This window comes from Pseudomonas sp. L5B5, from assembly GCF_020520285.1.
In the GTDB taxonomy this organism is placed as follows: Bacteria; Pseudomonadota; Gammaproteobacteria; order Pseudomonadales; family Pseudomonadaceae; genus Aquipseudomonas.
In genome coordinates, this window is sequence record NZ_CP084742.1 from 1,898,900 (window position 1) to 1,920,294 (window position 21,395).

General features: G+C 61.1%; 18 protein-coding genes, 1 tRNA gene and 1 pseudogene. 2 read left to right on the forward strand and 18 right to left on the reverse strand.

The annotated features are described in order from the left end of the window. Window positions 1-26: 26 nt before the first annotated feature. The 6 genes from LGQ10_RS08465 to LGQ10_RS08490 form a co-directional block, all read right to left on the reverse strand. Window positions 27-3,125 (reverse strand): efflux RND transporter permease subunit, encoded by a 3,099-nt coding sequence (locus LGQ10_RS08465; protein WP_226525285.1) that lies wholly within the window; start codon window positions 3,123-3,125, stop codon window positions 27-29. Beyond that, on the reverse strand, window positions 3,122-4,333 hold the full coding sequence (locus LGQ10_RS08470) for an efflux RND transporter periplasmic adaptor subunit (RefSeq protein ID WP_226525286.1): 1,212 nt from the start codon (window positions 4,331-4,333) through the stop codon (window positions 3,122-3,124). The genes LGQ10_RS08465 and LGQ10_RS08470 overlap by 4 nt, the downstream gene beginning before the upstream one ends. A 93-nt stretch (window positions 4,334-4,426) precedes the next feature. After that, window positions 4,427-5,038, reverse strand: a complete 612-nt coding sequence (locus tag LGQ10_RS08475; protein WP_226525287.1) for a TetR/AcrR family transcriptional regulator — start codon at window positions 5,036-5,038, stop codon at window positions 4,427-4,429. 239 nt (window positions 5,039-5,277) lie between these two features. Next, window positions 5,278-6,510, reverse strand: coding sequence for an MFS transporter (locus tag LGQ10_RS08480; protein WP_226525288.1), 1,233 nt, complete (start codon window positions 6,508-6,510; stop codon window positions 5,278-5,280). Continuing rightward, window positions 6,503-7,369, reverse strand: a complete 867-nt coding sequence (locus LGQ10_RS08485) for a hypothetical protein (RefSeq protein WP_226525289.1) — start codon at window positions 7,367-7,369, stop codon at window positions 6,503-6,505. Before LGQ10_RS08485 ends, LGQ10_RS08480 begins: the two co-directional genes overlap by 8 nt. Before the next feature lie 24 nt (window positions 7,370-7,393). Continuing rightward, a complete protein-coding gene (locus LGQ10_RS08490; protein ID WP_226525290.1) occupies window positions 7,394-8,569 on the reverse strand; it encodes an MFS transporter in 1,176 nt (391 codons plus the stop codon). 95 nt (window positions 8,570-8,664) lie between these two features. On the opposite strand from LGQ10_RS08490, the gene LGQ10_RS08495 reads away from it, so the two are divergent. Continuing rightward, the gene (locus tag LGQ10_RS08495; protein WP_226525291.1) at window positions 8,665-9,582 is read left to right on the forward strand and encodes a LysR family transcriptional regulator; all 918 of its coding nucleotides are present in this window, start codon (window positions 8,665-8,667) and stop codon (window positions 9,580-9,582) included. 1 nt (window position 9,583) lies between these two features. On the opposite strand, the gene LGQ10_RS08500 is transcribed toward LGQ10_RS08495, so the two are convergent. The 3 genes from LGQ10_RS08500 to LGQ10_RS08515 form a co-directional block, all read right to left on the reverse strand. Next, the gene (locus tag LGQ10_RS08500) at window positions 9,584-10,282 is read right to left on the reverse strand and encodes a pentapeptide repeat-containing protein (protein ID WP_226525292.1); all 699 of its coding nucleotides are present in this window, start codon (window positions 10,280-10,282) and stop codon (window positions 9,584-9,586) included. Window positions 10,283-10,591: 309 nt separating this feature from the next. Next, window positions 10,592-11,239: a Qnr family pentapeptide repeat protein gene (locus LGQ10_RS08510; protein ID WP_226525293.1), complete on the reverse strand. Its 648-nt coding sequence runs from the start codon at window positions 11,237-11,239 to the stop codon at window positions 10,592-10,594. Window positions 11,240-12,251: 1,012 nt separating this feature from the next. Continuing rightward, window positions 12,252-12,596 carry a hypothetical protein gene (locus tag LGQ10_RS08515; RefSeq protein ID WP_226525294.1) on the reverse strand — a complete coding sequence of 115 codons (345 nt, stop codon included), beginning with the start codon at window positions 12,594-12,596 and terminating at the stop codon, window positions 12,252-12,254. A 564-nt stretch (window positions 12,597-13,160) separates the two neighbouring features. Here LGQ10_RS08515 and LGQ10_RS08520 point away from each other — a divergent pair. Beyond that, window positions 13,161-13,796: pseudogene (locus LGQ10_RS08520) on the forward strand (tyrosine-type recombinase/integrase); the annotation flags it as partial. A gap of 82 nt (window positions 13,797-13,878) precedes the next feature. On the opposite strand, the gene LGQ10_RS08525 reads toward LGQ10_RS08520, so the two are convergent. The 9 genes from LGQ10_RS08525 to thrS all read right to left on the reverse strand — a co-directional run bounded on the left by LGQ10_RS08525 (window position 13,879) and on the right by thrS (window position 21,342). After that, window positions 13,879-13,955 (reverse strand) — tRNA-Pro (locus tag LGQ10_RS08525). An 88-nt stretch (window positions 13,956-14,043) separates the two neighbouring features. Beyond that, window positions 14,044-14,400 (reverse strand): MerR family transcriptional regulator, encoded by a 357-nt coding sequence (locus LGQ10_RS08530; RefSeq protein ID WP_007920509.1) that lies wholly within the window; start codon window positions 14,398-14,400, stop codon window positions 14,044-14,046. After that, window positions 14,381-14,683, reverse strand: a complete 303-nt coding sequence (ihfA, locus tag LGQ10_RS08535) for an integration host factor subunit alpha (protein WP_002553164.1) — start codon at window positions 14,681-14,683, stop codon at window positions 14,381-14,383. Before ihfA ends, LGQ10_RS08530 begins: the two co-directional genes overlap by 20 nt. 3 nt (window positions 14,684-14,686) lie before the next feature. Beyond that, window positions 14,687-17,065, reverse strand: coding sequence for a phenylalanine--tRNA ligase subunit beta (pheT, locus tag LGQ10_RS08540; protein WP_226525295.1), 2,379 nt, complete (start codon window positions 17,063-17,065; stop codon window positions 14,687-14,689). Window positions 17,066-17,100: 35 nt separating this feature from the next. Beyond that, a complete protein-coding gene (pheS, locus tag LGQ10_RS08545) occupies window positions 17,101-18,117 on the reverse strand; it encodes a phenylalanine--tRNA ligase subunit alpha (RefSeq protein ID WP_011060419.1) in 1,017 nt (338 codons plus the stop codon). 109 nt (window positions 18,118-18,226) lie between these two features. After that, window positions 18,227-18,583 carry a 50S ribosomal protein L20 gene (gene rplT, locus LGQ10_RS08550; protein ID WP_016963673.1) on the reverse strand — a complete coding sequence of 119 codons (357 nt, stop codon included), beginning with the start codon at window positions 18,581-18,583 and terminating at the stop codon, window positions 18,227-18,229. Window positions 18,584-18,613: 30 nt separating this feature from the next. Further along, window positions 18,614-18,808 (reverse strand): 50S ribosomal protein L35, encoded by a 195-nt coding sequence (rpmI, locus tag LGQ10_RS08555; RefSeq protein ID WP_002553160.1) that lies wholly within the window; start codon window positions 18,806-18,808, stop codon window positions 18,614-18,616. 60 nt (window positions 18,809-18,868) lie between these two features. Next, entirely contained in the window at window positions 18,869-19,420 is a 552-nt protein-coding gene (gene infC / locus LGQ10_RS08560; protein ID WP_172681693.1) for a translation initiation factor IF-3, read from the reverse strand. Then, on the reverse strand, window positions 19,420-21,342 hold the full coding sequence (gene thrS, locus LGQ10_RS08565; protein ID WP_226525296.1) for a threonine--tRNA ligase: 1,923 nt from the start codon (window positions 21,340-21,342) through the stop codon (window positions 19,420-19,422). The genes infC and thrS overlap by 1 nt, the downstream gene beginning before the upstream one ends. Between the last annotated feature and the right edge of the window lie 53 nt (window positions 21,343-21,395).

Genomic DNA, 21,395 nt, shown 5'->3' on the forward strand with positions numbered 1-21,395 from the left:
GGGTTGGCCGGGGGCATGCCAGGTGCTCACGGGTGCCCTTCGGCGCGATCGAGCGCGGTCACCGAGGTTAGTCGGGCCAGGCGCGGCGCCAACCACTGGTTGAGGTCGTCCATGCAACTGAACACCACCGGGACCAGCACCAGGCTCAGTAGGGTCGACGTGATCAACCCGCCGATCACCGCCACTGCCATGGGGGCGCGAAAGCCAGCATCGGCACCGCTGCTTAGCACAGCCGGGAGCATGCCAGCCACCATGGCCAGGGTGGTCATGATGATCGGACGTGCCCGTTCGGCCCCCGACTGCATCAGCGCCTGATGCCGGGGCATGCCGGCACGGCGCTTGTCGATGGTGAACTCCACCATCAGGATCGAGTTCTTGGTGACGATCCCCATGAGCATCAGCAAGCCGATGACCACCGGCATGTCGATGGCCGCGCCATACAGCAACAGGCCGCCGATGGCACCGCCCACCGACAGCGGCAGCGCGGTGAGGATGGTCAGCGGCTGCAGAAAGTCGCGAAACAGCAGCACCAGCACCGCGAACACCATCATGATGCCGAAGCTCATGGCCACGGCGAACTTGTCGAACATCTCGTTCATGTACTCGCCATCGCCGTACTCCATGCGGCTCACGCCCTGGGGCAACTGCTGCAATACCGGCAGGCGCTCGATGGCCTCCAGCGCAGCGCCCAGGGTAAGCCCGGACAGATCGGCATCCACCGAGACCCGGCGCAACCGCGAGAAGCGCTCGATTCGTGCCGGCCCACTGCCGTAACCGACATCGGCCACGGTGCTGAGCGGCACCACCGTGCCGCTGTCGGTCCCCACACCCAGATTGTTCAAGGCATCGAGGTCGCCCTGTTCGATCACCGGCAACAGCACCCGGATCGGCACTTGGCGGTCCTGGAAATTGAAGCGGGCCGAACTGGCGTTGATCTCGCCGACAGTGGCGATCCGCGCCACGCTGCCAATGGCCTGAGCGGTGACACCGGCCCGGGCCGCCTCCTCCACTCGGGGCTGGATCAACAGTTCCGGACGCGGCAACGGTTCGTTGACCTGGACGTTGGCAATCCCCCGGATACCCCGCATCTGCCGTTGCAGGGCGTGAGCGGCCTGGCTCAGCGCCTGGCCGTCGGCGCCCACCAGGATGACCGAGAGCTCGCGCGCGGCGGTCTCGCCACGAAAGGCGTAGCGCAGGTCGGCAAAACCATTGAGCAATGGTCGCAGGGACTGCTCGAAGGCTTTCTGGCTGAGTGCGCGCTGGCCTGCCGGTACCAGCCGGACCAGCAACTGCCCGGTGGCCACATCGGTGGTGCCCGAGGAGTCTTCGCCACCGGCGGTGGCGAACACCGAGATCACCTCGGGACGCTGGCGCAACTGCTCGGCCATGCTGGCGAACACCCGGTCGGTCTGGGCCAGGGGCGTGCCGGGCGGCAAGGACACGTCGATGCGCGACAGGCTGATGTCATTGACCGGCATGAAGCCCGAGGGCAACAACGGCACCAGGGCGAACGAACCGCACAGAAACAACCCGGCAAGGCCCAGGCTCCTGCGCGGGTGCCTGAGGGCCCAGTCCAGCAGTTTCAAGTAGCGGGCCAGCAGCCCCCGCGGTGGCGTGGCTACCGGGTGGTGCCCGGCAAGGGCGGCCTTGGGCGCCAGCAGGTACGCCGCCAGCAAGGGTGTCACTAGCCGCGCCACCAGCAGCGAAGCCAACACTGCCGCCGACACGGTGATACCGAACGGGGTGAAATACTGGCCGACAAATCCACCAATGAAGCTCACCGGCAGGAACACCGCGACAATGGTCGCGGTGATCGCCACCACGGCGAAGCCGATGGCGTCGCAGGCGTCGATGGCGGCCTGGTAGGGACACTTGCCCTGCTCCAGGTGACGCTCGATGTTCTCGATCTCGACAATGGCGTCGTCCACCAGGATGCCGATCACCAGGGTCAGGGCCAACAGCGTGATGCTGTTGAGCGAGTAACCGAAGGCAGCCATGACGGCGAAGGTCGGCAGAATCGACAACGGCAAGGCAATGGCTGCCACCAGGGTGGCGCGCCAGCTCCTGAGAAACATGAAGACCACCAGCACCGTCAGCAAAGCCCCCTCCACCAGGGTCATGATCGCTGCGTCGTAGCTGGCCAGCGTGTAGTCCACCGTGGAGGAAACCTTGTGGATCCGCAGATCGGGATTCTGCTGCTGCAGGAGCTGGATCGCCGCCTCCACGCCCGCCGCCACCCGCGTATCGCTGGAGCCCTTGGCACGGAACACCGCGAAGCCCACCACCTCCTGGCCATCGAGCCGGGCCCGGGAACGGGCTTCGCTGGCACCATCATGGACCGTGGCCAGGTCCGCCAGGCGTGTCCAGCGGCCCTCGGACAGAGCGATGGGAGTCTCCCCCAGCGCCTGCACTGTCGACGCACTGCCCAGGGTCCGGATCGACTGCTCGCTGCCGGCCAGCCGTGTGCGCCCGCCGGGCACGTTGATGTTGCCCTGCACCAACTGGGCGTTGACCTGGTCAGCTGTGATCCCCAGGGCTTGCAGGCGCTCGGCCTGCAGCTCGACCTTGACCTCGCGCTCGACGCCACCCAGGCGCTGGACCTTCTGCACGCCCGGCACCGCCAGCAATTGGCGACTGAGCACATCATCGACGAACCAGGACAGGTCCACCAGACGACGTCCACTGCCCTGGATCGCGTAGTTGAGGATCGCCCCGCCCTCGACATCGACACGGGTGATCATCGGCTCCTCGATCGTCTGCGGCAGATCGGCGCGGATCAGCGCAATGGCATCGCGAATATCGTTGGCCGCGCGCCCCGGATCAACGCCAAGCTGAAACTCCACGGTGGTCACCGAAATGCCGTCGCCCACGGTGGATGTGATGTGGCGAATCCCGGCCAGGCCCGATACGGCCCGCTCGACCCGCAAGGTCACCGAATGCTCAAGTTCGGTGGGTGCGGCCCCGACCTGGGGCACCACCACGGTGATGACCGGGAAGTCCACCCGGGGGTTGGCATTGATCGGCAACTGAACGAAGGAGAACCAGCCGGCCACCGTCAGTACCAGGAACATCACCAAGGTGGGAATCGGCCGGCGGATCGCCCAGGAGGACAGTTGCAAGCTCATGGCGTTGCCTGCGGCTGGTCGTCACCCAGGCTGACTACATCGCCTTCGCGAACGAAGGCCGAGGCCTGGGCCACCACGCGCTCGCCCTCGGCCAGACCAGACAGCAGCTCGACCTGGATACCATCGCGCCGGCCGACACGGACCTGGCGCAAGCTGGCCTTGCCGTCCAGCCCCAGCACCATGACCGAGGCCTGCTGGTCGCTGACGAAGGTCAGGGCCCGCTGCGGCAGGACCAGGCTCGACGCCTGGTGCGGCAATTCGAGGCTGGCAGTGGCGAAGCTGCCGGCACGCAGCCCAGGCGCGGCGGCCAGGGCGATGCGCACCCGGGCCCGCCGACTCAGGGGATCGACCTTCGGGGCCAGCAAGCGCACGGTACCGATCACCGGCTCTGCCACTCCCGCCGCCTGGACCTGGATCTGGGTGCCGACGTCCAGCAGGAACAAGCCTTTCTGCGTCACCTCACCGTCCAGCTCCAGCTGGTTGTCGCGAATCAAGCGAAACAGCGGTTCGCTGGCGCTCAAGGCCCCGATACGGGCATGACGCTCGGAAATCACTCCGGCCACCGGAGCTCGCACTACGGCCTTCTGCTGCTGGGCCCGGGCATCCGCCAACTGCGCCAGGGCCTGTTCGTGCTCAGCCCGGGCCGCTGCCAGGTTGGCCTCGGCGGATCGAGCCTGGGCCCGTTGCTGATCCACTTGCTGGGCACTGGCGGCGCCGATGCTGCCCAATTGGTCGATGCGGCCCTGGCTGGAACGGGCCTCGGCGTTCAATGCCCGATGCTGGCGAATCAGCGCCGCGGTGCGCTGCACAGTGGCCTCGGCCTGTTGCACCTGGGCATCCAGGGTACTGGTTTCCAACTGCGCCAGGATCTGTCCGGCCATCACCTGATCACCTTCCTCCACCCGCACCGAGGCGACACGCTGCTCCTGCAGCGCCGTGCCGATGGCGATCTCCTCGCGGGGGACCACGCTGCCGCTGATGAACAGGCTCTGGCCGACCGTGCCAGGCCGGACCAGCACACTGCTGACCTTCAGTACCGGCGCCTCCTCGCCAGTGCCGTGTGGCAACTGGGCCTCGGGCAGCCACAGTGCTGCCCCGGCCAGCAACAGGGTCAGCAGCGCCATGGCCAGCAGCTTGGGTTTGTGCCGGGCCAGGCGCTGACGCCGCTGTTGGCGCCGTTGCTCGGAGGTGGGGGTCATCTGGTTCATCTGCTGGATACTCGAAGGATCACAAACGCCCATGAGCCGGGCGCAATGCTCTGGCCTGGAACAGGCCACGACTGCCTGGGTCCCCAGGCGCGTTCAACACGACTCGGGGGGTTGCGGTCGCAGAAAACGGTGAATGATCTGGCGCAGCATGGGTTGATGCTCCCGGGCCTTGAACCCCGGTTCCAGCACCACCCGGGCGATGGCCCCTTCCGTGAGTGCTACCAGCCATACCGCGGCCATGGCCGAGTCCAGGTGCGGATCGACCTGGCCGGCGGCCATGCCCCGTTCGAGCAGGGCTGCCAGGTCGGCCTTGACCCGGGTTTCATTGGCGGCGAACAGTGCCCACAGCTGGGGATTGCGGCTGGCCTCGGCCGCCACCTCGATGCTGATGCGAGCCTGCAGCGGATCGCTGGACAGCTCCATCATGGCCAGGACCAGTTCCTCGATGGCCTTCAGTACATCCTTGGCCCCACTCCAGCGCTCGAACAGTTGAACGGTACTGTTCTGGTCCTGCTCGGCAATCGCCTCGATGATCGCGGCCTTGCTGGGAAAGTAATGGAACAGGTTACCCGGGCTCATGCCGGCAGCGGTGCAGATCTGCGCGGTGCTGGTAGCGTGAAAACCGTGTTGGGCGAAACATTCCAGCGCCGCGTCGAGGATCTGTCGACGCCGGCGTTGTGCCTTGCAGGGGTCTGCCGTTCTCAATTGCTCATCCTGGCGCGGCAGGCTCCTGCTGCGCGATCAATAGACTGACTGGTCGATCTATTATCGAGTCGAAAACCAGCGACGATTGGCGTTCCACGGTATGCCCGGGAACGCCCTATGGCTGGCGACCGACAACCACAGCAGGCTAGCGCGGAGCCTTTCCGGCCGCTGTAAATCTATGTGAAAAATAGTGCACGACAGCGACGAAGGGAGCGCTATGCCCTCCCCCGCGCCGATGCTCAGGCGGTTGCGGGCGGGACGCTGTCATCGATCGGCAACCGGCGCTGCACATGCCAGGACAAGGGCAGTGTCAGGAACAGCAGCGCCGCCAGTACCATCACCGCCACCGTGACCCCGACGGCGTCGCTGAGCAACCCGGCCAGCACTGGAGCGAGCGCCCCACCGCCGATGGTGCCGGTATAGAACAGCGAGAAGGCCTGGTCGCGCTTGGCACTGCCCACCAGGTCCGGCACGGCGCCATACAGCACCGACGAGGTGCCGTTGAGTACCAGGCCCAGCAGCGGCAACATCAGCATCAGCCCGCCATAGGGCAGCATGACCGCCAGCACGATCAGGCCGGCTGTGCTGGACTCGGTCAGCCAGACGGTCTTCATCATGCCGATGCGCGCCCCGAGGTAACCGCAGAACAGCTTGCCGAACGCACCACCGATGAACAGCAGGGTCAGGGCCAGGCCGATGCCGGCGCTGCCAGCGCCCTTGGCCTTGAGCAGGAACGGCAGAAAGGTCAGGAAACCCATGCGCACCGCGCTGTCCAGAGTGCCGGTGACGATCAGTGCCCACAGCCCGCGGGGCGCCCCCCGAGGACCTGCAGTGGTAGGCGCCTTGCCACGCATGGCCGAGGTGCTGGCCCGGGACGGGATCAGCCACCACAGCAGCCCGGCCGCCACCAGCCCCAGCACACCCACCAGGGTGACGCTGGCACGCCAGCTGATCACCGCCAGCAACAGGCCCACCAGGCCGGGAACCAGGGTCTTGCCGATGTCGCCAGCGAAGTTGTACTGCGCCAGCGCCTCCTTGACCCCACCACCGGCTTCATGGGTATCGGTGATCAGCGAGGAGGCCAGCGGATGCTGGGTACTGGCCCCCAGGCCACCGAGCAGCAGCGCCAAGAGCAGCACGCCCAGCCCCGTCGCCTGCCCGGCTAGCAGGTAGGCCAGCCCGGCGAGCGCGGTGCCGCCCACCAGCAGGCGCTCGCGCCCCCAGTGCCTGGCCGCCCGGCTAGCCAGCAGCTGGACGCCGGCCATCGTCCCGGCATAGACCCCACGCAACAGGCCGATCTGGGCGTAGCTCAGGGCGAACTGTGCCTGCCATACCGGCAGCAGGACATAGATCACATCGGTGAGGCCATCGTGCACGGCATGGGCGCTGCAACCCGCCAGCAACGAACGACGCCGCACCTGGGCAGGCCGGGCGGGAGCCGGATCGGGCGTTGCACGGTGCTGATCATTCATGGTGCTGACCCGATGGGTTGGAAGCAGGGACAGGCAAGGTGCGGGCGCAATCGAGCATTGCCCGGGAACGGCGATACAGGTACTGGGCAAAGACTGCGCGGGCAGCAGGCTGGCCCGGCGCGACCGCCATGGCCTGGGTAAAATCCTCGAGGGCTGCCAGGGCCTCCAGGAAGCGCCCGACCTGGGCCGGTCCGGCGTGCAGCTGGAACCAGGCTTGCGTGGCGTGGGCGACCTGCACCGGCCAGCCCCGCTCGGGCGCCAGCCAGCGTCTGAACAGGGGCTGGAGATAGCGCGCCTCGATCCACACATAGACATGCCGGACCAGGGTAGCCAGCAATCCTGGCAACGGGTCGTGTCGATCCTGGCAGCAGGCGTCGAACCACTGGCCAAACACCAGGGCTGCGGGCGCACTGGGTTCCCGGACCGCCCAGCGTTCGCTGCCGCAGACAGCGCTGGCCACGGCATTGAACAAGCCCGGTGAACCCGCCTGGCCTGCCCCATCCAACCCATCGGCGTTCAGCCGCTGCAGACGGTGTACGGTCCGGACGAGTCCGCTGCGAGCGGATGACAGAGGGACGGTCTCGACCAGCGACGCCAGGTGGCTGGCCAGACTCCGAGTGCTACGCCGGTCGTCATGGGTGTGCCACCAGCCGGCGAAGAACCCGAGCAACTCATCCATCGGCACCGGGTGTGCAACGAGCAGCACAAAGGCATCCTCGATGGCCAGCAGGCTGCGTTCCTGGCTCCAGAACGCCTCGAACAGTGCATGTTTCAGGGAGCTGGCGGGCATGTCGTTGAGCAAGGGCTCGGCGCACTTGAGCAACTGGCTCTGGCGCACGGGCAGGTCACTCGGGGTCATTGGGTATTGTCCTTCTCGGTTGAGTCAGCTGGCCAGCCGGGGACGTGGCTGCGGGGAGCGCCAGCCGTGCCAGCCAATCAGCAGAGCCAGTACCTGGAAGACCGCGATCAGCGCGACGCAGCCCGGCCAGCCCCAGTGATGCCAGAGCACCGCCGGAACCACCGCACCGCAGCTGCCCCCCAGGTAGTAACAGGTCAGGTACAACCCGACCGCGCCGGCCTTGTGCGTGCCGGCGGTGGCCGTGGTGAAGGCATTGGCCGCTGCCTGGGCCAGGAACACCCCGGTGGAGCTCAGGGCCAGGCCCAGGACCATCAGCCACAATGAAGACAACACGCTCAGGGCCGACCCGCAGACACCCAGCACGGCTGCCACCACCAGCAGCTCGACCTGGGGCCGTGACTTGCTCAGGCGCCCCGCGATGGGGATCACCACCAGCGCCAGCAGGAACACGCCGTAGAGCGTCCCCAGGGCCGCCGGTCCCAGATCGAATGGCGGCTGGCTGAGGTAGAGCCCGGCGTAGGTGAAGGTGGCCACTTGCGAGAACAGCACGCAAAAGCCCACGGCGTAGGTCGCCAGCAAGGGTTTGCTGCACAGCTGGCGCCAGGCACCGGCTTGCGTTGGCCGGCGCTGCCCGATCACGCCAGGATTGGCAGGCAACAGCCAGTAGATGGCCAGGCCGATCAGCAGGCTCAGGCCCGCCAGTACGACAAAGGCCTCGCGCCAGCCCAGGTATTGGGTGGCGATGCCGGTGACAAAGCGCCCGGCAAACCCGCCAAGCACGGTGCCGGCTACATACAGGCTGGTGACTTCGGTAACCGTGCCGCCCCTCCAGCGGTCGCCGATATAGGCCACGCTGGTGGCGAACACCACGGGGATCAACAGGCCCTCGACGAAGCGCCACAGCAACAGCTGGGCGAAGGTGCCGGCGCAGGCCACCAGCAAGGTCGGCAACGCCAGCGCCAAGGCGGCCAGCACGATCACCCGACGCTGATCGAAAGCACCGGTCAGGCGGCTGGTAAAGGGGGCGCTGACCGCGACCGCCAGGGTGGTGGCGGTGATGCTCCAGCCGGCCTCCCTGACGCTCACCGAAAACGCCTGGGCGAACACGGCAAGAATGCCCTGGGTCGCATACAGGTTGAGGAAGGCTGCGCAGCCACACAAGAACAGGGCCAGGCGGACACGATGCAGGGGGGGATTCATGAAACCTCTCGTTTTATGACGAAAGGCCTTTATAAAATACGCCAGCCGACCCAGACCAATACCGATTTCCGACCGATCAATACCCGGGGAACAGGATGCTCGATCTACGCAGGCTGCGTTACTTTCTGACCGTCGCCGAGGAATTGCACTTCGGCCGCGCCGCGTTGCGCTTGCACCTTGCGCAGCCGCCCCTGACCCGCCAGATCTCGGCGCTGGAAACCGAACTGGGGTTCCGCCTGTTCGACCGCACCAGCCGTAGCGTGTCCCTGACCGCCCAGGGCCAGCATTTTCTGCCCTATGCCCGGGCAGTCCTGGAACAGGTGGAGCGGGCCCAGACCATGGCCACCAAACTGGCCGCTGGCAGCGCCGGGCAACTGGCCGTGGGTTACGCCAGCTCGATCGCCCTGTCGGAGCTGTTCAGCCAGGCGATCCAGGCCTTCGCCCAGCGTTTTCCCGAGGTACAGCTGACGCTGGTGGAGGGCGCTTCCGCCAGTCAGTGGGCACAGATCGCCGATGGGCGTATCGACATCGGCCTGAGCCGGATGCAGCCTCCGGACGACTGGCAGGAGATCCACACCTTGTCCCTGGGGGACGAGCCGCTGGTGGCGGCGCTGGCCAGCGACAGCCCGCTGGCGGCACAGGCCCAAGTGACCCTGGCCGAACTCAGCGAATATCCCTTGATCCTGTTTCCGACCGGATATGGCTCGGGGCTCAACGAAGCCATCGAGCAGCTGTACCGTGGCCATGGCCTGCCCCTGCGCCCGGGGCCCAGCGGGCGGCAGATCACCTCGATCATCGCCCTGGTGGCCGCCGGCCAAGGCATCGCCCTGGTGCCGCGCTGTACCCGGACCCTGGCGAAAAAAGGCGTGAGCTATCGGCCCGTGGCGGACCTGGGTGCCACGGCCCCCTTGCTGGTCCTGACCCACGGCCAAAAGCGCAGCCACCTGGCGCAGGCGTTTATCGGGGTGATCGAAGGCTTGCACCAGGCGCAACAGGCCGCCGGGGAGGCCTGAGTCAAAGTACCGTCAGGCCCAGCCCGGCCAATAGCATGCCGGCCTGGCTGCGGGAAATGATCGCGCCCTTGAACAGCTTCGCGTCCACCAGCCGCAGGCCCTGCAAGCTAGCCTCGCGCAGGTCGGCGTCGTCGAAGCGGGCATTGTTCACCCGGGCCAGGGACAGGCTGCCACCTTCGATGAACACCGCCTTGCGAAAGTCGCAGTAGGTCAGGTCCGCCTCGCTGAAGTCGATGCGGTACAGCTGTGCCTTGTAGAACGAGATGCCGGACAGCATGGCGCTATTGAGCAGGCAGTCGGAGAAGTTCACGCCCAGGGCCGAGGCATCGGCGAAGTTGGCGCCTGTAAGCTTGCAGCCGTCGAACTGCACATGGGCGACCTTGCTGCGTTGCCACAGGGTGTTGTTCAGGTCGCAGCGTTCGAAACACGCATCGGTGAGCACGGCCGAACGCAGGATCGCCTGGCCGGCACGGCAACTGAGCCAACGGCTGTTGCTCAGGTTGGCGGCAGTGAGGTTGGCTGCGCTGAAACTGCACCGCTCGAAATGGGCTCCGGCCAGGTCGATGCGCGACAGATCCTGCCCGCTCAGATCCAGGCCCACGCCTCGCACCGGCAACGACTGGCTGGCGGCCAGCTCCGCCAGGGAGTGCCCTTGCAGATCCTCGGGGGTGATTTGGAAGTAACCGTCGTGCGCCTGCATGCCCTCTCCTGAGCCGGGGTTGAAGGGAGGCATCTTCTGGATACTGGACCTGCAGGTCAAGGTGGGGCTTGCGTCCGCTCTGCGGATGACTACCTCGGCGCCGGGACAATCATCAGGTAAGGCACCGACCAGCGCCCCATCGTCATTGGCCGAGGCGCCGTGGTGGGCATGGGCCCGGTGGTGACTAGTAGTGTGCCGCCCTATACCACCGTCTGCGGTAATCCGGCCCGGGCGCTGCACAAGGAGCAATGACCACCTGCGAACAATAAAAAAACCGCAGTAGCGGGTTCACAGGGGCATCACACCAGGTCAGCCGATCACATTGATCCCGAGGTGGGCGGCGAGGTGATTCATCTGATCACGGTCGAGCTTCACCCCATCCAGGTTGACCAGGCGAATATCCAGGTCACCCAGCTGCGAGTTGGTCAGGTCGCAGCCGGTAAAATCGGCGGATCGCCAATCGAACAGGCTGAACTCGCCACCGGACATGTCCGACCCGGCGAAGCTGGCCCCGGTCACGTTGGCGCCCGTCCAGCGGTTGTCCCACAGCTCGCACTTCTCGAGGTTGACCTTGGAAAAGTTCGCGTAGGCCAGGTTGCTCTTGTTGATATAGGCGTTGCAGAACCAGGATTTGCTGGAGATCACGTTCATGAAGCTGGCGCTGCTGAAATCGGCACCTTGCGCCTTGCACTCGCTGATCTCCAGTCCCAGCGCGCTGGCGAAGTTGAAGATGCAGACGGTCAGGTCGCAACGCTTGAACGAGGCGCCCTTCAACTTGGCACTGCGAAAGTTGCAACCGACCTGGCGGTCGGGGTCGTAGAAGCTGCAGTCGATGAACTGGGTTTCCGACAGATCGACCCGGGAAAAATCGCAATCAAGAAAGGTCACGCCAGTGACGATCTGACCGGTCAACTCCTCCACGCCCATGCGTTTGTTTTCAACAACCTGAGGTTCCATGGCATTTTCCTACACAAGCTTGTGAGCGATAACACGACAAACCTAGCATCCCGGGTTGAGTCATTTGAAGCTTTTTGGTCTCAATCGCTAAAAATATCGGGAATGGAACTGGTTGCGCAGGAACGATGGAATAGGCCATGAATTAGCTGGGTTCCGGGTCACGGTGCTGTTCAATGCCTTTTCGATCATGGGGTGCGTGGGCGAGGCACTCAACTGGAAACATCGAATCCCCCCTTTAAGAAGAGCATGATCGTAATTTCAATACGCCACTAAATCGACTCTTGCTGTATTCCTCCACTGAGGGCGGCGCATGTCCGAAGAAATCCATGAGCAGCCACAACTGCACCTGCCGGGATCGGTTTATCCGCAGGGCTGGCTCAGCAGTTCAGGAATGAGTTTCAGGGGGCTTGCCATCATCTGTTAGGGGCTGTTTATTAGAACCAGGCCAGGCCAACACGATCAGGGTGGCAATCGGGCTAATAACACTGCAGATTCAGGCGGGCACGTTGATGACCTAGAGAAAGCGCTAGGCCAACTTTCCAGCCTGGCTAAGAAGATCCAGAACGCAGCGACTCAATAAATTGGTGTCGCACTCGCCTACGGCGCACCTACTCTCATGCCCCACTGTCTGATGACGGTGGAAGGGACAGCAATCATCCGCCCCAAAGGAAAAATGATGCAATCGCTACCAGTGCCACGGTCAATTGTGGGCGAGTCGCTAGAACTGCGCCTTCTAGAGGCCACTGACTTCGAGTCGCTATACAACGTCGCATCCGATCCCCTGGTTTGGGCTCAGCATCCAAGCCCAATGCGCTATCAGAAAGCCATGCCAACGATGCCCCTCATAGATCGGGATTCTGTTCTGGCATTGGGGTCAACTCAATTCCTCCCTTTTTAGGAGCGCAAATGAAAAAGCCCCGGCAGGTGCCGAGGCGAAGGATAGGCTAAGCGTTTTCGAAGCGCAGTGACTCGCCTCATCCGCGAAGTCTAGATAGCTGAGCACACTCTCAGATCAAGCCAAGACATCCCAGGTCAGCGCAACCGCCGCACCTGGAACACTTGCAGCAACCCACAAACCTTGACCAGCAGGGAGAAACAGTGGGTATGGCAGCGCAAGCTCAGAGCCGGTGCCCACAGCCGAGCTCGCGTTTGCGGAGAAAATTATTGGCTTGGATTGGTCGGCAATGCTCGAAGGAGCAGAAGTACCAGTGAACACTCCCACCCCGCCATTGGACGTGCTGATGAGGCAAGTGCTAACAATCACTCCGGAGGTGTTTGCTGCAGCAGATACAACCTGAACCACATTGCTACCCGGGTTTACTGTCAGGTAATTCTTGCCAACTTTTACTGCGTTCATATTAACCACCTATTGAGTCGAATAATCGGTCGCGGAGATTCCGCTTTCACGTCGCTCACAGGCGATTGCTCGAAGCTCATGGCTTTCACTCGATCCAAGAGGTAGGCATCAGCAGCAAGCTGGATTTCACTGCTTTTGGATACGAGGAGTGGAATCATTATCTCAATAAAATACTGGATATACAACCAGTATTTATTTTAACCATTCGTATCCACGGTCAGGAGGCCTCACCCGACTGAATCTGGTCGCGTCCATCGACGCTTTAGAAACGAAAAAGTCTCGGCAAATGCCGAGGCTTAATGGTGTCAACAGGACCTAAGGTCTGTCGATTTGAATAATGTATTGGGCTCCCTGAATGCTCACGTGCACTCGAGATGGCTTGTAGTGTTCACACAAGCTGATGCGCAGCTTCGAAGCCTTCAGCTCTGCAATTGCTGGGTTTTCATCATAGAAGTTAACGGTCGTGTCGAATGGCGTGCTGTCAGAGCGATAGGTGGCGAAATATTCTGTCGCCATATCATTAAGCGTATTCGCCATCCTTGTAATCTCGATATGAGTTGTTTGATCCTATTCGCTGAGTTGCCAGCTCATCTGCAGACCATGGCGATGTTCAAGGTCAACACGAGGGTGCCGGGAGCAGGAAGTGTGCAAGCTTCAGTGGAATTGGGAGATTACAGTGCCGAACTGGGAACTAGCGTCTTTCTGATCCTCGCTGGATCTAGGGCGAGAGGCGCCAGGTCTGGTGTGAAGAACCGAGACGAGCGCCTGGTAGTTTTGAATGATGTGGCCAAATCAGTGATCGAGAAGCAGCGCGGAAAGCATCCGCTCTACATTTTCCCGTTTGGCAAGCCTTATGGCGAGGGGAGTGAAACTACGGTACACCGCATGAACAACTCGGCCTGGAAAAAGCCAGGATCAGAGCAGCGAAGAAGTGGCAGGAGAAGTTCCTGCGGCCCGCGCATGATGGCGTGCCAGAATCCGCATTCACGACTGATGCACATGCATACCTTTGGGAGAAGGCTGCGTGCAGCAGGCGTGACTGAGGAGGACAGGAAGACACTGCTCGGCCACAAGAATGGCAGCATCACCAGTCACTACTCAGCGGCGGAACTGGATCAGCTCATTGCAGCAGTAAATAAGGTATCAGCAACCGACTCGCGCGCACCAGCACCGACGATTCTGAAAAGAAGGGAGGCATGAAAGAAAAGGCCAAGGTCACTCGAAAAGTCACTATGGCAGAAACAACAAAGCCGCTCGAAAGCGGCTAAGTCATTGAAAAATATGGTCGGGACGGAGTGATTCGAACACTCGACCCCTAGCACCCCATGCTAGTGCGCTACCGGACTGCGCTACGCCCCGACTAGGCGTGAAACTCGTTTCACTTCTCAGGAAACGCTGAGGAATATACCGCAAGCTTTTGAAAAGTGGAAGTATTTAAAGCAGAAAATTACTTCTTGAGTACCACAAGCACATCTTCCAGCTCAGAGATCATCTGACGGATCAGTTGCTTGTACTGGGTCGTATCGTCTTTGGCCTCATCACCGGAGAGGCGAAGGCGCGCCCCGCCGATGGTGAATCCCTGGTCGTACAGCAGCGCACGGATCTGCCGGATCATCAGCACATCCTGGCGCTGATAATACCGGCGGTTTCCGCGGCGTTTGACGGGGTTGAGTTGAGGAAACTCCTGCTCCCAATAACGCAGCACATGCGGTTTGACCGCACAGAGCTCGCTGACCTCACCAATGGTGAAGTAGCGCTTGCCCGGGATGACCGGGAGCTCGTCGTTATGACTTGGTTCCAGCATAAGCCTCAACTCGGGCCTTCAACTTCTGCCCTGGACGAAAGGTGACCACACGGCGGGCCGTGATCGGGATTTCTTCACCCGTTTTCGGGTTACGGCCAGGACGCTGGCGTTTATCCCGAAGATCGAAGTTACCGAAACCGGACAATTTGACCTGTTCGTTATCTTCGAGAGCGTGCCTGATTTCTTCAAAGAATAGCTCGACCAATTCCTTGGCCTCGCGTTTATTCAGGCCCAGCTCTTCGTAGAGACGTTCGGCCATTTCAGCTTTCGTCAGAGCCCCCATACGTCACTTCCTTAGCGTGGCGTTCAACCTTTGTTCGAGCGAGGTGAGGATATTTTGCGTCGCTGAGTTCACCTCATCGTCATTAAGAGTGCGCGATGGATGCTGCCAGGTCAAGCCAACGGCGAGGCTTTTTCTATGAGGATCAATGCCTTTACCCTGATACACGTCAAATAGCCTGAGGTCGGTCAGCCACTCACCAGCATTCTCGCGGATGACATCAAGCACCGAGCTGGCGGCAACATCACGATCTGCCAGCAGGGCCAAATCACGGCGCACTTCAGGGAAGCGCGACAGTTCGCGGAACTTCGGCAAACGACCTTGAGCCACTTCGCTCAGGACCAACTCAAACACGAAGACCGGACGATCGAGGCCGAGTGACTTCGCCAACTCCGGGTGAATGGCCCCAAGGTATCCGACTTCACAACCATCACGTTCGATACGTGCAGTCTGGCCCGGATGCAGCGCAGGGTGCTTCCCCGGTACGAAAGTGAACGCATCCAGGGCACCAGCAAAGCCCAGCACTGCCTCAACATCCGCCTTGACGTCGAAGAAATCCACGCCATCACGGCCTTGAGCCCAACCTTCAGGCAATCGGGTGCCACAGACGATGCCCGCCAGCATCTGCTGCTGTTTCAAGCCTTCCAGTTGACCGACGAACCGCAGGCCACTTTCAAACATCCGGACACGATCCTGCTGGCGGTTCAGGTTGTGCTGCAGCGCCTTGACCAGACCCGGCCACAAGGAGGAACGCATGGCCGCCATATCCGCAGAAATAGGATTGGCCAACAGCAGCGCCTCAACACCGGGGCTGAACAGCTCGAACAGCTTTGGATCGATAAAGCTGTAGGTGATCGCTTCCTGATAACCACGAGCCACCAATAGACGCCGCAATGCTGGCAGGTCACCTTGTGCCTCAGCCTTGGCTTGAGGTGCCAGGCGAGCCTGTGGATAGCGAACCGGCAAACGGTTGTAGCCATAAAGACGTGCCAGCTCTTCGATCAAGTCAACCTCAAGGCTGATATCGAAACGATGACTCGGCACATCAACGCGCCACTGCCCTGCCCCATCGGAAGTTACAGTCAGATCCAGGCCGGAGAGCAGCCGCTCTACTTCTGGACCAGCGATTTCCATGCCCAGCATCTGGGTGATGCGTTCAGCACGCAAGGTGACCGGCGCAACTGATGGTAGATGCTGCTGGCTGACCGTCTCAATGATCGGACCTGCGTCGCCGCCAGTGATCTCCAACAGCAAGCCGGTAGCACGCTCCATGGCTTCGCGAGCCAATTGCCAGTCCACACCACGCTCGTAGCGATGGGAAGCATCGGTATGCAGGCCATAGGAACGCGCCTTGCCAGCAACTGCGATCTGGTCGAAGAAGGCACTTTCCAGAAATACGTCACGGGTTTTGGCGGTGACACCACTGTGCTCGCCACCCATAACGCCAGCGATCGCCAGGGCTCGGGTATGGTCGGCGATCACCAGGGTATCGCTGCGCAGGGTCACTTCCTGGCCATCGAGCAATACCAGCTTCTCGCCCTCTTCGGCCATGCGTACGCGGATACCGCCATTGATCTCGGCGAGATCGAAGGCGTGCAACGGCTGGCCCAGCTCGAGCATCACGTAGTTGGTGATGTCCACTGCGGCATCGATACTGCGCACATCGGCACGACGCAGACGCTCGACCATCCACAACGGAGTAGGCTTGGAAAGGTCGACATTACGGATCACCCGGCCCAGGTAACGTGGGCAGGCTGCAGGTGCCAGCACCTCCACCGGACGCACTTCATCATGCACAGCCGGGACTGCCGTCACTGTCGGACGCTGCACTTTAGTCGCGTAAAGGGCACCCACTTCACGAGCCAGGCCAGCCAGGGACAGGCAGTCGCCACGGTTGGGCGTCAGGTCAACCTCGATGCTGGCATCGTCCAGGCTCAGGTAGGCGCGAACGTCCTCACCCACTGGGGCATCAGCCGGCAGCTCCATGAGGCCGTCATTACCTTCACCAATCTGCAATTCAGCCTGGGAACACAGCATGCCGTTGGACTCAACGCCACGCAGCTTGGCTTTCTTGATCTTGAAGTCGCCCGGCAACTGAGCACCGATCATCGCGAACGGAATCTTCAGGCCCGGGCGCACGTTCGGCGCGCCACAGACAACCTGGAAAGTCTCGGAACCATTACTGACCTGGCACACCCGCAGCTTGTCGGCATCCGGGTGCTGCTCGGTGCTCAGCACCTCGCCCACCACGACACCACTAAAATCACCGGCGGCCGGCGTTACGCTGTCGACCTCAAGACCGGCCATCGATAGACGGGCTACCAACTCGTCACGACTTACCTGCGGGCTAACCCAGCCACGCAGCCATTGTTCACTGAATTTCATCCTGCTCTCCTAATAGATTCGTTACGGACGCGCGACTAGCGAAATTGCGCAAGAAACCGCAGGTCGTTGTCGAAGAACAGGCGCAAGTCATTGACCCCGTAACGCAGCATGGCCAGGCGTTCGGCACCCATGCCGAAGGCAAAGCCCTGGAATTCTTCCGGATCAATCCCGGACATACGCAGCACGTTCGGGTGAACCATGCCGCAGCCCATGACTTCCAGCCAGCCGGTCTGCTTGCAAACTCGGCAGCCTTTACCGCTGCACATCACGCACTCCATATCGACTTCGGCGGATGGCTCGGTGAACGGGAAGTACGAAGGGCGAAAACGCACAGCCAGTTCCTTCTCGAAGAACACCCGCAGGAATTCCTCGATAGTGCCCTTCAGGTCAGCAAAATTGATGTCGCGATCGACCAGCAGGCCTTCGACCTGGTGGAACATCGGCGAGTGGGTGATATCGGAGTCGCTACGGTACACACGGCCTGGGCAGACGATGCGAATCGGCGGCTGCTGCGATTCCATGGTGCGCACCTGTACCGGAGAGGTGTGGGTGCGCAACAACATGTTCGCATTGAAATAGAAGGTGTCATGCATCGACCGGGCCGGGTGGTGGCCTGGGATGTTGAGCGCCTCAAAGTTGTGATAGTCGTCTTCGACCTCAGGGCCTTCGGCAATGCCATAGCCGATATGAGTGAAGAACTGTTCGATACGTTCCAGGGTCCGCGTAATCGGGTGCAGACCGCCAGAGGTCTGGCCACGGCCCGGCAGGGTCACATCAATGCACTCGGCGGCAAGCTTGGCGCTGAGTTCCGCCTCCTCGAAGGCAGCCTTCCGAGCATTGAGAACCTCTGTCACACGCTCCTTGGCAACGTTGATCAGCGCTCCGACCTGCGGACGCTCTTCGGCTGGCAAATTGCCCAGGGTCTTCATCACCTGAGTCAGTTCGCCCTTCTTGCCAAGGAAGTGAACCCGGATCTGCTCCAGGGCATTGATGTCTTCAGCGTGTTGCACGGCCTCAAGTGCTTGAGAAACCAGCGCATCCAGGTTTTCCATGTACAGACTCCAGATACAAAATAGGGGAAGAGCTTGAAGGCTCTTCCCCTATTTATGACGTTTAACACCAGAGCCCACGAAGGTGAGCCCGGATGACTGTCGTGGGTACTTAAGCCAAGGTGGCTTTAGCTTTCTCGACAATCGCAGCAAACGCCGCTTTTTCGTTCACTGCCAGATCAGCCAGAACCTTACGGTCGATCTCGATGGACGCTTTTTTCAGACCAGCGATCAGACGGCTGTACGACAGGCCGTTGGTACGAGCACCAGCGTTGATACGAGCGATCCACAGAGCGCGGAACTGACGTTTTTTCTGACGACGGTCACGGTAGGCGTATTGGCCTGCCTTGATTACCGCTTGCTTGGCAACACGGAATACGCGCGAGCGTGCACCGTAGTAGCCTTTAGCAAGTTTCAGAATTTTTTTGTGACGCTTACGGGCAATGACGCCACGCTTTACACGAGCCATGAGTTACTTCCTCTAGTCTTGATCCAAAAATTAACGAAGGCGCAGCATGCGCTCGACTTTTGCCACGTCAGACGGATGCAGCAAGCTGCTACCGCGCAGTTGACGCTTACGCTTGGTCGACATTTTGGTCAGGATGTGGCTCTTGAAAGCGTGCTTGTGCTTGATACCGTTAGCAGTTTTCAGAAACCGCTTAGCAGCACCACTTTTGGTTTTCATCTTTGGCATGTTCGGATACTCCGCATTCAGTTGATAAACATAATCAGAAGGCCTGCCGTGCCCTGTTGATTACTTCTTCTTTTTCGGGGCGATGACCATGATCAGCTGGCGTCCTTCCATCTTAGGATGCTGTTCGACCGAACCGTACTCTTGCAGGTCAGTTTCAACCCGCTTGAGGAGTTCCATCCCCAGCTCCTGGTGGGCCATCTCACGGCCGCGGAATCGCAAGGAAACCTTGGCCCTGTCCCCGTCACTCAGGAAACGCACCAGGTTGCGTAGTTTTACCTGGTAGTCCCCTTCCTCCGTCCCTGGACGAAACTTGATTTCTTTAACCTGAATCTGCTTCTGGTTCTTCTTAGCAGCAGCAAGTTGCTTCTTCTTTTCGAAGATCGACTTGCCATAGTCCATCACCCGACAAACAGGTGGGACTGCATCGGCGGAAATCTCCACCAGATCCAGTTTGGCTTCTTCAGCTATACGGAGCGCTTCATCAATCGAGACGATGCCAATCTGCTCGCCGTCAGCGCCAATTAACCGAACCTCGCGTGCCGAGATATTCTCGTTGATCGGGGCCTTCGGTGCAGCTCGTTTATCTTGTCTCATATCACGCTTAATAGTAATTACTCCGAATCTTGGCGACCACGCCGGGAAACCGCTTGTGCGAGCAACGCCGAGAACTGGGCGATAGGCATCGAGCCCAAATCTTCACCTTCACGGGTGCGCACAGCGACAGTCTGCATCTCGACCTCCCGATCTCCAATAACCAAGAGATAGGGAACCTTGAGCAAAGTATGCTCGCGGATTTTAAAGCCGATCTTTTCATTTCTCAAGTCGGACTTGGCACGAAATCCGCTTTGATTGAGTGTTTTTTCCACCTCGAGGGCAAAATCGGCCTGTTTGTCAGTGATATTCATGATCACTGCCTGGGTGGGAGCCAGCCAAGCCGGGAATACACCAGCATAGTGCTCGATCAGCATGCCGATGAAGCGCTCGAACGAACCGAGGATCGCGCGATGCAGCATGACCGGGCGCTTTCGGCTGTTATCTTCGGCGATATAGCTGGCATCCAGACGCTCCGGAAGGTTCGGATCGTACTGCAGGGTGCCGCACTGCCAATTACGGCCGAGGCAGTCGCGCAAGGTGAACTCGATCTTCGGACCGTAGAATGCACCTTCGCCCGGCTGATACTCCCACTCCAGACCAGATTCATTCAGGGCGTCAGCCAGGGCGCCTTCGGCGCGATCCCACAGCTCTTCGGACCCCACGCGCTTGACCGGACGGGTCGACAGCTTCATGGCGATATCGGCAAAGCCGAAGTCCTTGTAGACATCCAGGGTCAGCTTGATGAAATCGGCAGCTTCTTTCTTGACCTGATCTTCGGTGCAGAAAATGTGCGCATCGTCCTGGACAAAGCCGCGCACGCGCATGATGCCGTGCAGGGCGCCAGAAGGCTCGTTACGGTGACAGGCACCGAACTCGGCCAGACGCAGTGGCAGGTCACGATAGGACTTCAACCCCTGGTTGAACACCTGCACGTGGCATGGGCAGTTCATCGGCTTGACCGCGTAGTCACGGCTTTCCGAGGACGTGGTGAACATGTTCTCGGCGTAGTTGGACCAGTGCCCGGAACGCTCCCAAAGGATACGGTCGACGACTTGCGGAGTCTTGATCTCGAGGTAGCCGTTTTCGCGCTGAATGTTGCGCATGTACTGCTCGAGTACCTGATAGATGGTCCAGCCGTTGGCGTGCCAGAACACCATGCCTGGCGCTTCTTCCTGAAGGTGGAACAGGTCCAGTTGCTTGCCGATCTTGCGATGGTCACGCTTTTCGGCTTCTTCGATGCGCTGGATATAGGCGGCCAATTGCTTCTTGTCGGCCCAGGCAGTGCCATAGACGCGCTGCAACTGCTCATTCTTGGCATCGCCGCGCCAGTAGGCACCGGACAGCTTGGTCAGTTTGAATGCCTTGAGGAAACGCGTGTTCGGCACGTGCGGACCGCGGCACATGTCGACATATTCTTCGTGATAGTACAGGCCCATGGCGGTTTCGTTCGGCATGTCCTCCACCAAGCGCAACTTGTAGTCTTCGCCACGGTTCTGGAACACGTCGATGACTTCGGCGCGCGGGGTCATCTTCTTGATGACATCGTAGTCCTTGTCGATCAACTGGTGCATACGCTGCTCGATGGCGACCAGGTCGTCCGGAGTGAAGGGACGCTCGTAGGCGATATCGTAATAGAAGCCTTCGTCGATCACCGGGCCGATCACCATCCTGGCGGTCGGGTACAGTTGCTTCACCGCGTGGCCAATCAAGTGGGCGCACGAGTGACGGATGATCTCCAGTCCCTCTTCATCTTTGGGGGTAATGATCTGCAAGGTGGCGTCATGCTCGATCAGGTCGCAAGCGTCGACCAGCTTGCCATCGACCTTGCCAGCCAGGGTGGCCTTGGCCAGGCCTGCGCCAATCGAGGCGGCAACTTCAGCTACGGATACGGCCTTGTCGAACGAACGTTGACTGCCATCGGGAAGAGTAATAGTGGGCATGGCGCCTCCTCTCCTAGTGGTGACCCCTACCAAAGGTCACGTGGGTTGGGATG

Bases quoted from the DNA above. Each gene is read 5' to 3' on its own strand.
- LGQ10_RS08465 (WP_226525285.1), bottom strand. From the start codon at position 3,125: ATGAGCTTGCAACTGTCCTCCTGGGCGATCCGCCGGCCGATTCCCACC.
- LGQ10_RS08470 (WP_226525286.1), bottom strand. From the start codon at position 4,333: ATGAACCAGATGACCCCCACCTCCGAGCAACGGCGCCAACAGCGGCGT.
- LGQ10_RS08480 (WP_226525288.1), bottom strand. From the start codon at position 6,510: ATGAATGATCAGCACCGTGCAACGCCCGATCCGGCTCCCGCCCGGCCT.
- LGQ10_RS08485 (WP_226525289.1), bottom strand. From the start codon at position 7,369: ATGACCCCGAGTGACCTGCCCGTGCGCCAGAGCCAGTTGCTCAAGTGC.
- LGQ10_RS08490 (WP_226525290.1), bottom strand. From the start codon at position 8,569: ATGAATCCCCCCCTGCATCGTGTCCGCCTGGCCCTGTTCTTGTGTGGC.
- LGQ10_RS08495 (WP_226525291.1), top strand. From the start codon at position 8,665: ATGCTCGATCTACGCAGGCTGCGTTACTTTCTGACCGTCGCCGAGGAA.
- LGQ10_RS08500 (WP_226525292.1), bottom strand. From the start codon at position 10,282: ATGCAGGCGCACGACGGTTACTTCCAAATCACCCCCGAGGATCTGCAA.
- LGQ10_RS08510 (WP_226525293.1), bottom strand. From the start codon at position 11,239: ATGGAACCTCAGGTTGTTGAAAACAAACGCATGGGCGTGGAGGAGTTG.
- LGQ10_RS08515 (WP_226525294.1), bottom strand. From the start codon at position 12,596: ATGAACGCAGTAAAAGTTGGCAAGAATTACCTGACAGTAAACCCGGGT.
- LGQ10_RS08530 (WP_007920509.1), bottom strand. From the start codon at position 14,400: ATGCTGGAACCAAGTCATAACGACGAGCTCCCGGTCATCCCGGGCAAG.
- ihfA (WP_002553164.1), bottom strand. From the start codon at position 14,683: ATGGGGGCTCTGACGAAAGCTGAAATGGCCGAACGTCTCTACGAAGAG.
- pheT (WP_226525295.1), bottom strand. From the start codon at position 17,065: ATGAAATTCAGTGAACAATGGCTGCGTGGCTGGGTTAGCCCGCAGGTA.
- pheS (WP_011060419.1), bottom strand. From the start codon at position 18,117: ATGGAAAACCTGGATGCGCTGGTTTCTCAAGCACTTGAGGCCGTGCAA.
- rplT (WP_016963673.1), bottom strand. From the start codon at position 18,583: ATGGCTCGTGTAAAGCGTGGCGTCATTGCCCGTAAGCGTCACAAAAAA.
- rpmI (WP_002553160.1), bottom strand. From the start codon at position 18,808: ATGCCAAAGATGAAAACCAAAAGTGGTGCTGCTAAGCGGTTTCTGAAA.
- thrS (WP_226525296.1), bottom strand. From the start codon at position 21,342: ATGCCCACTATTACTCTTCCCGATGGCAGTCAACGTTCGTTCGACAAG.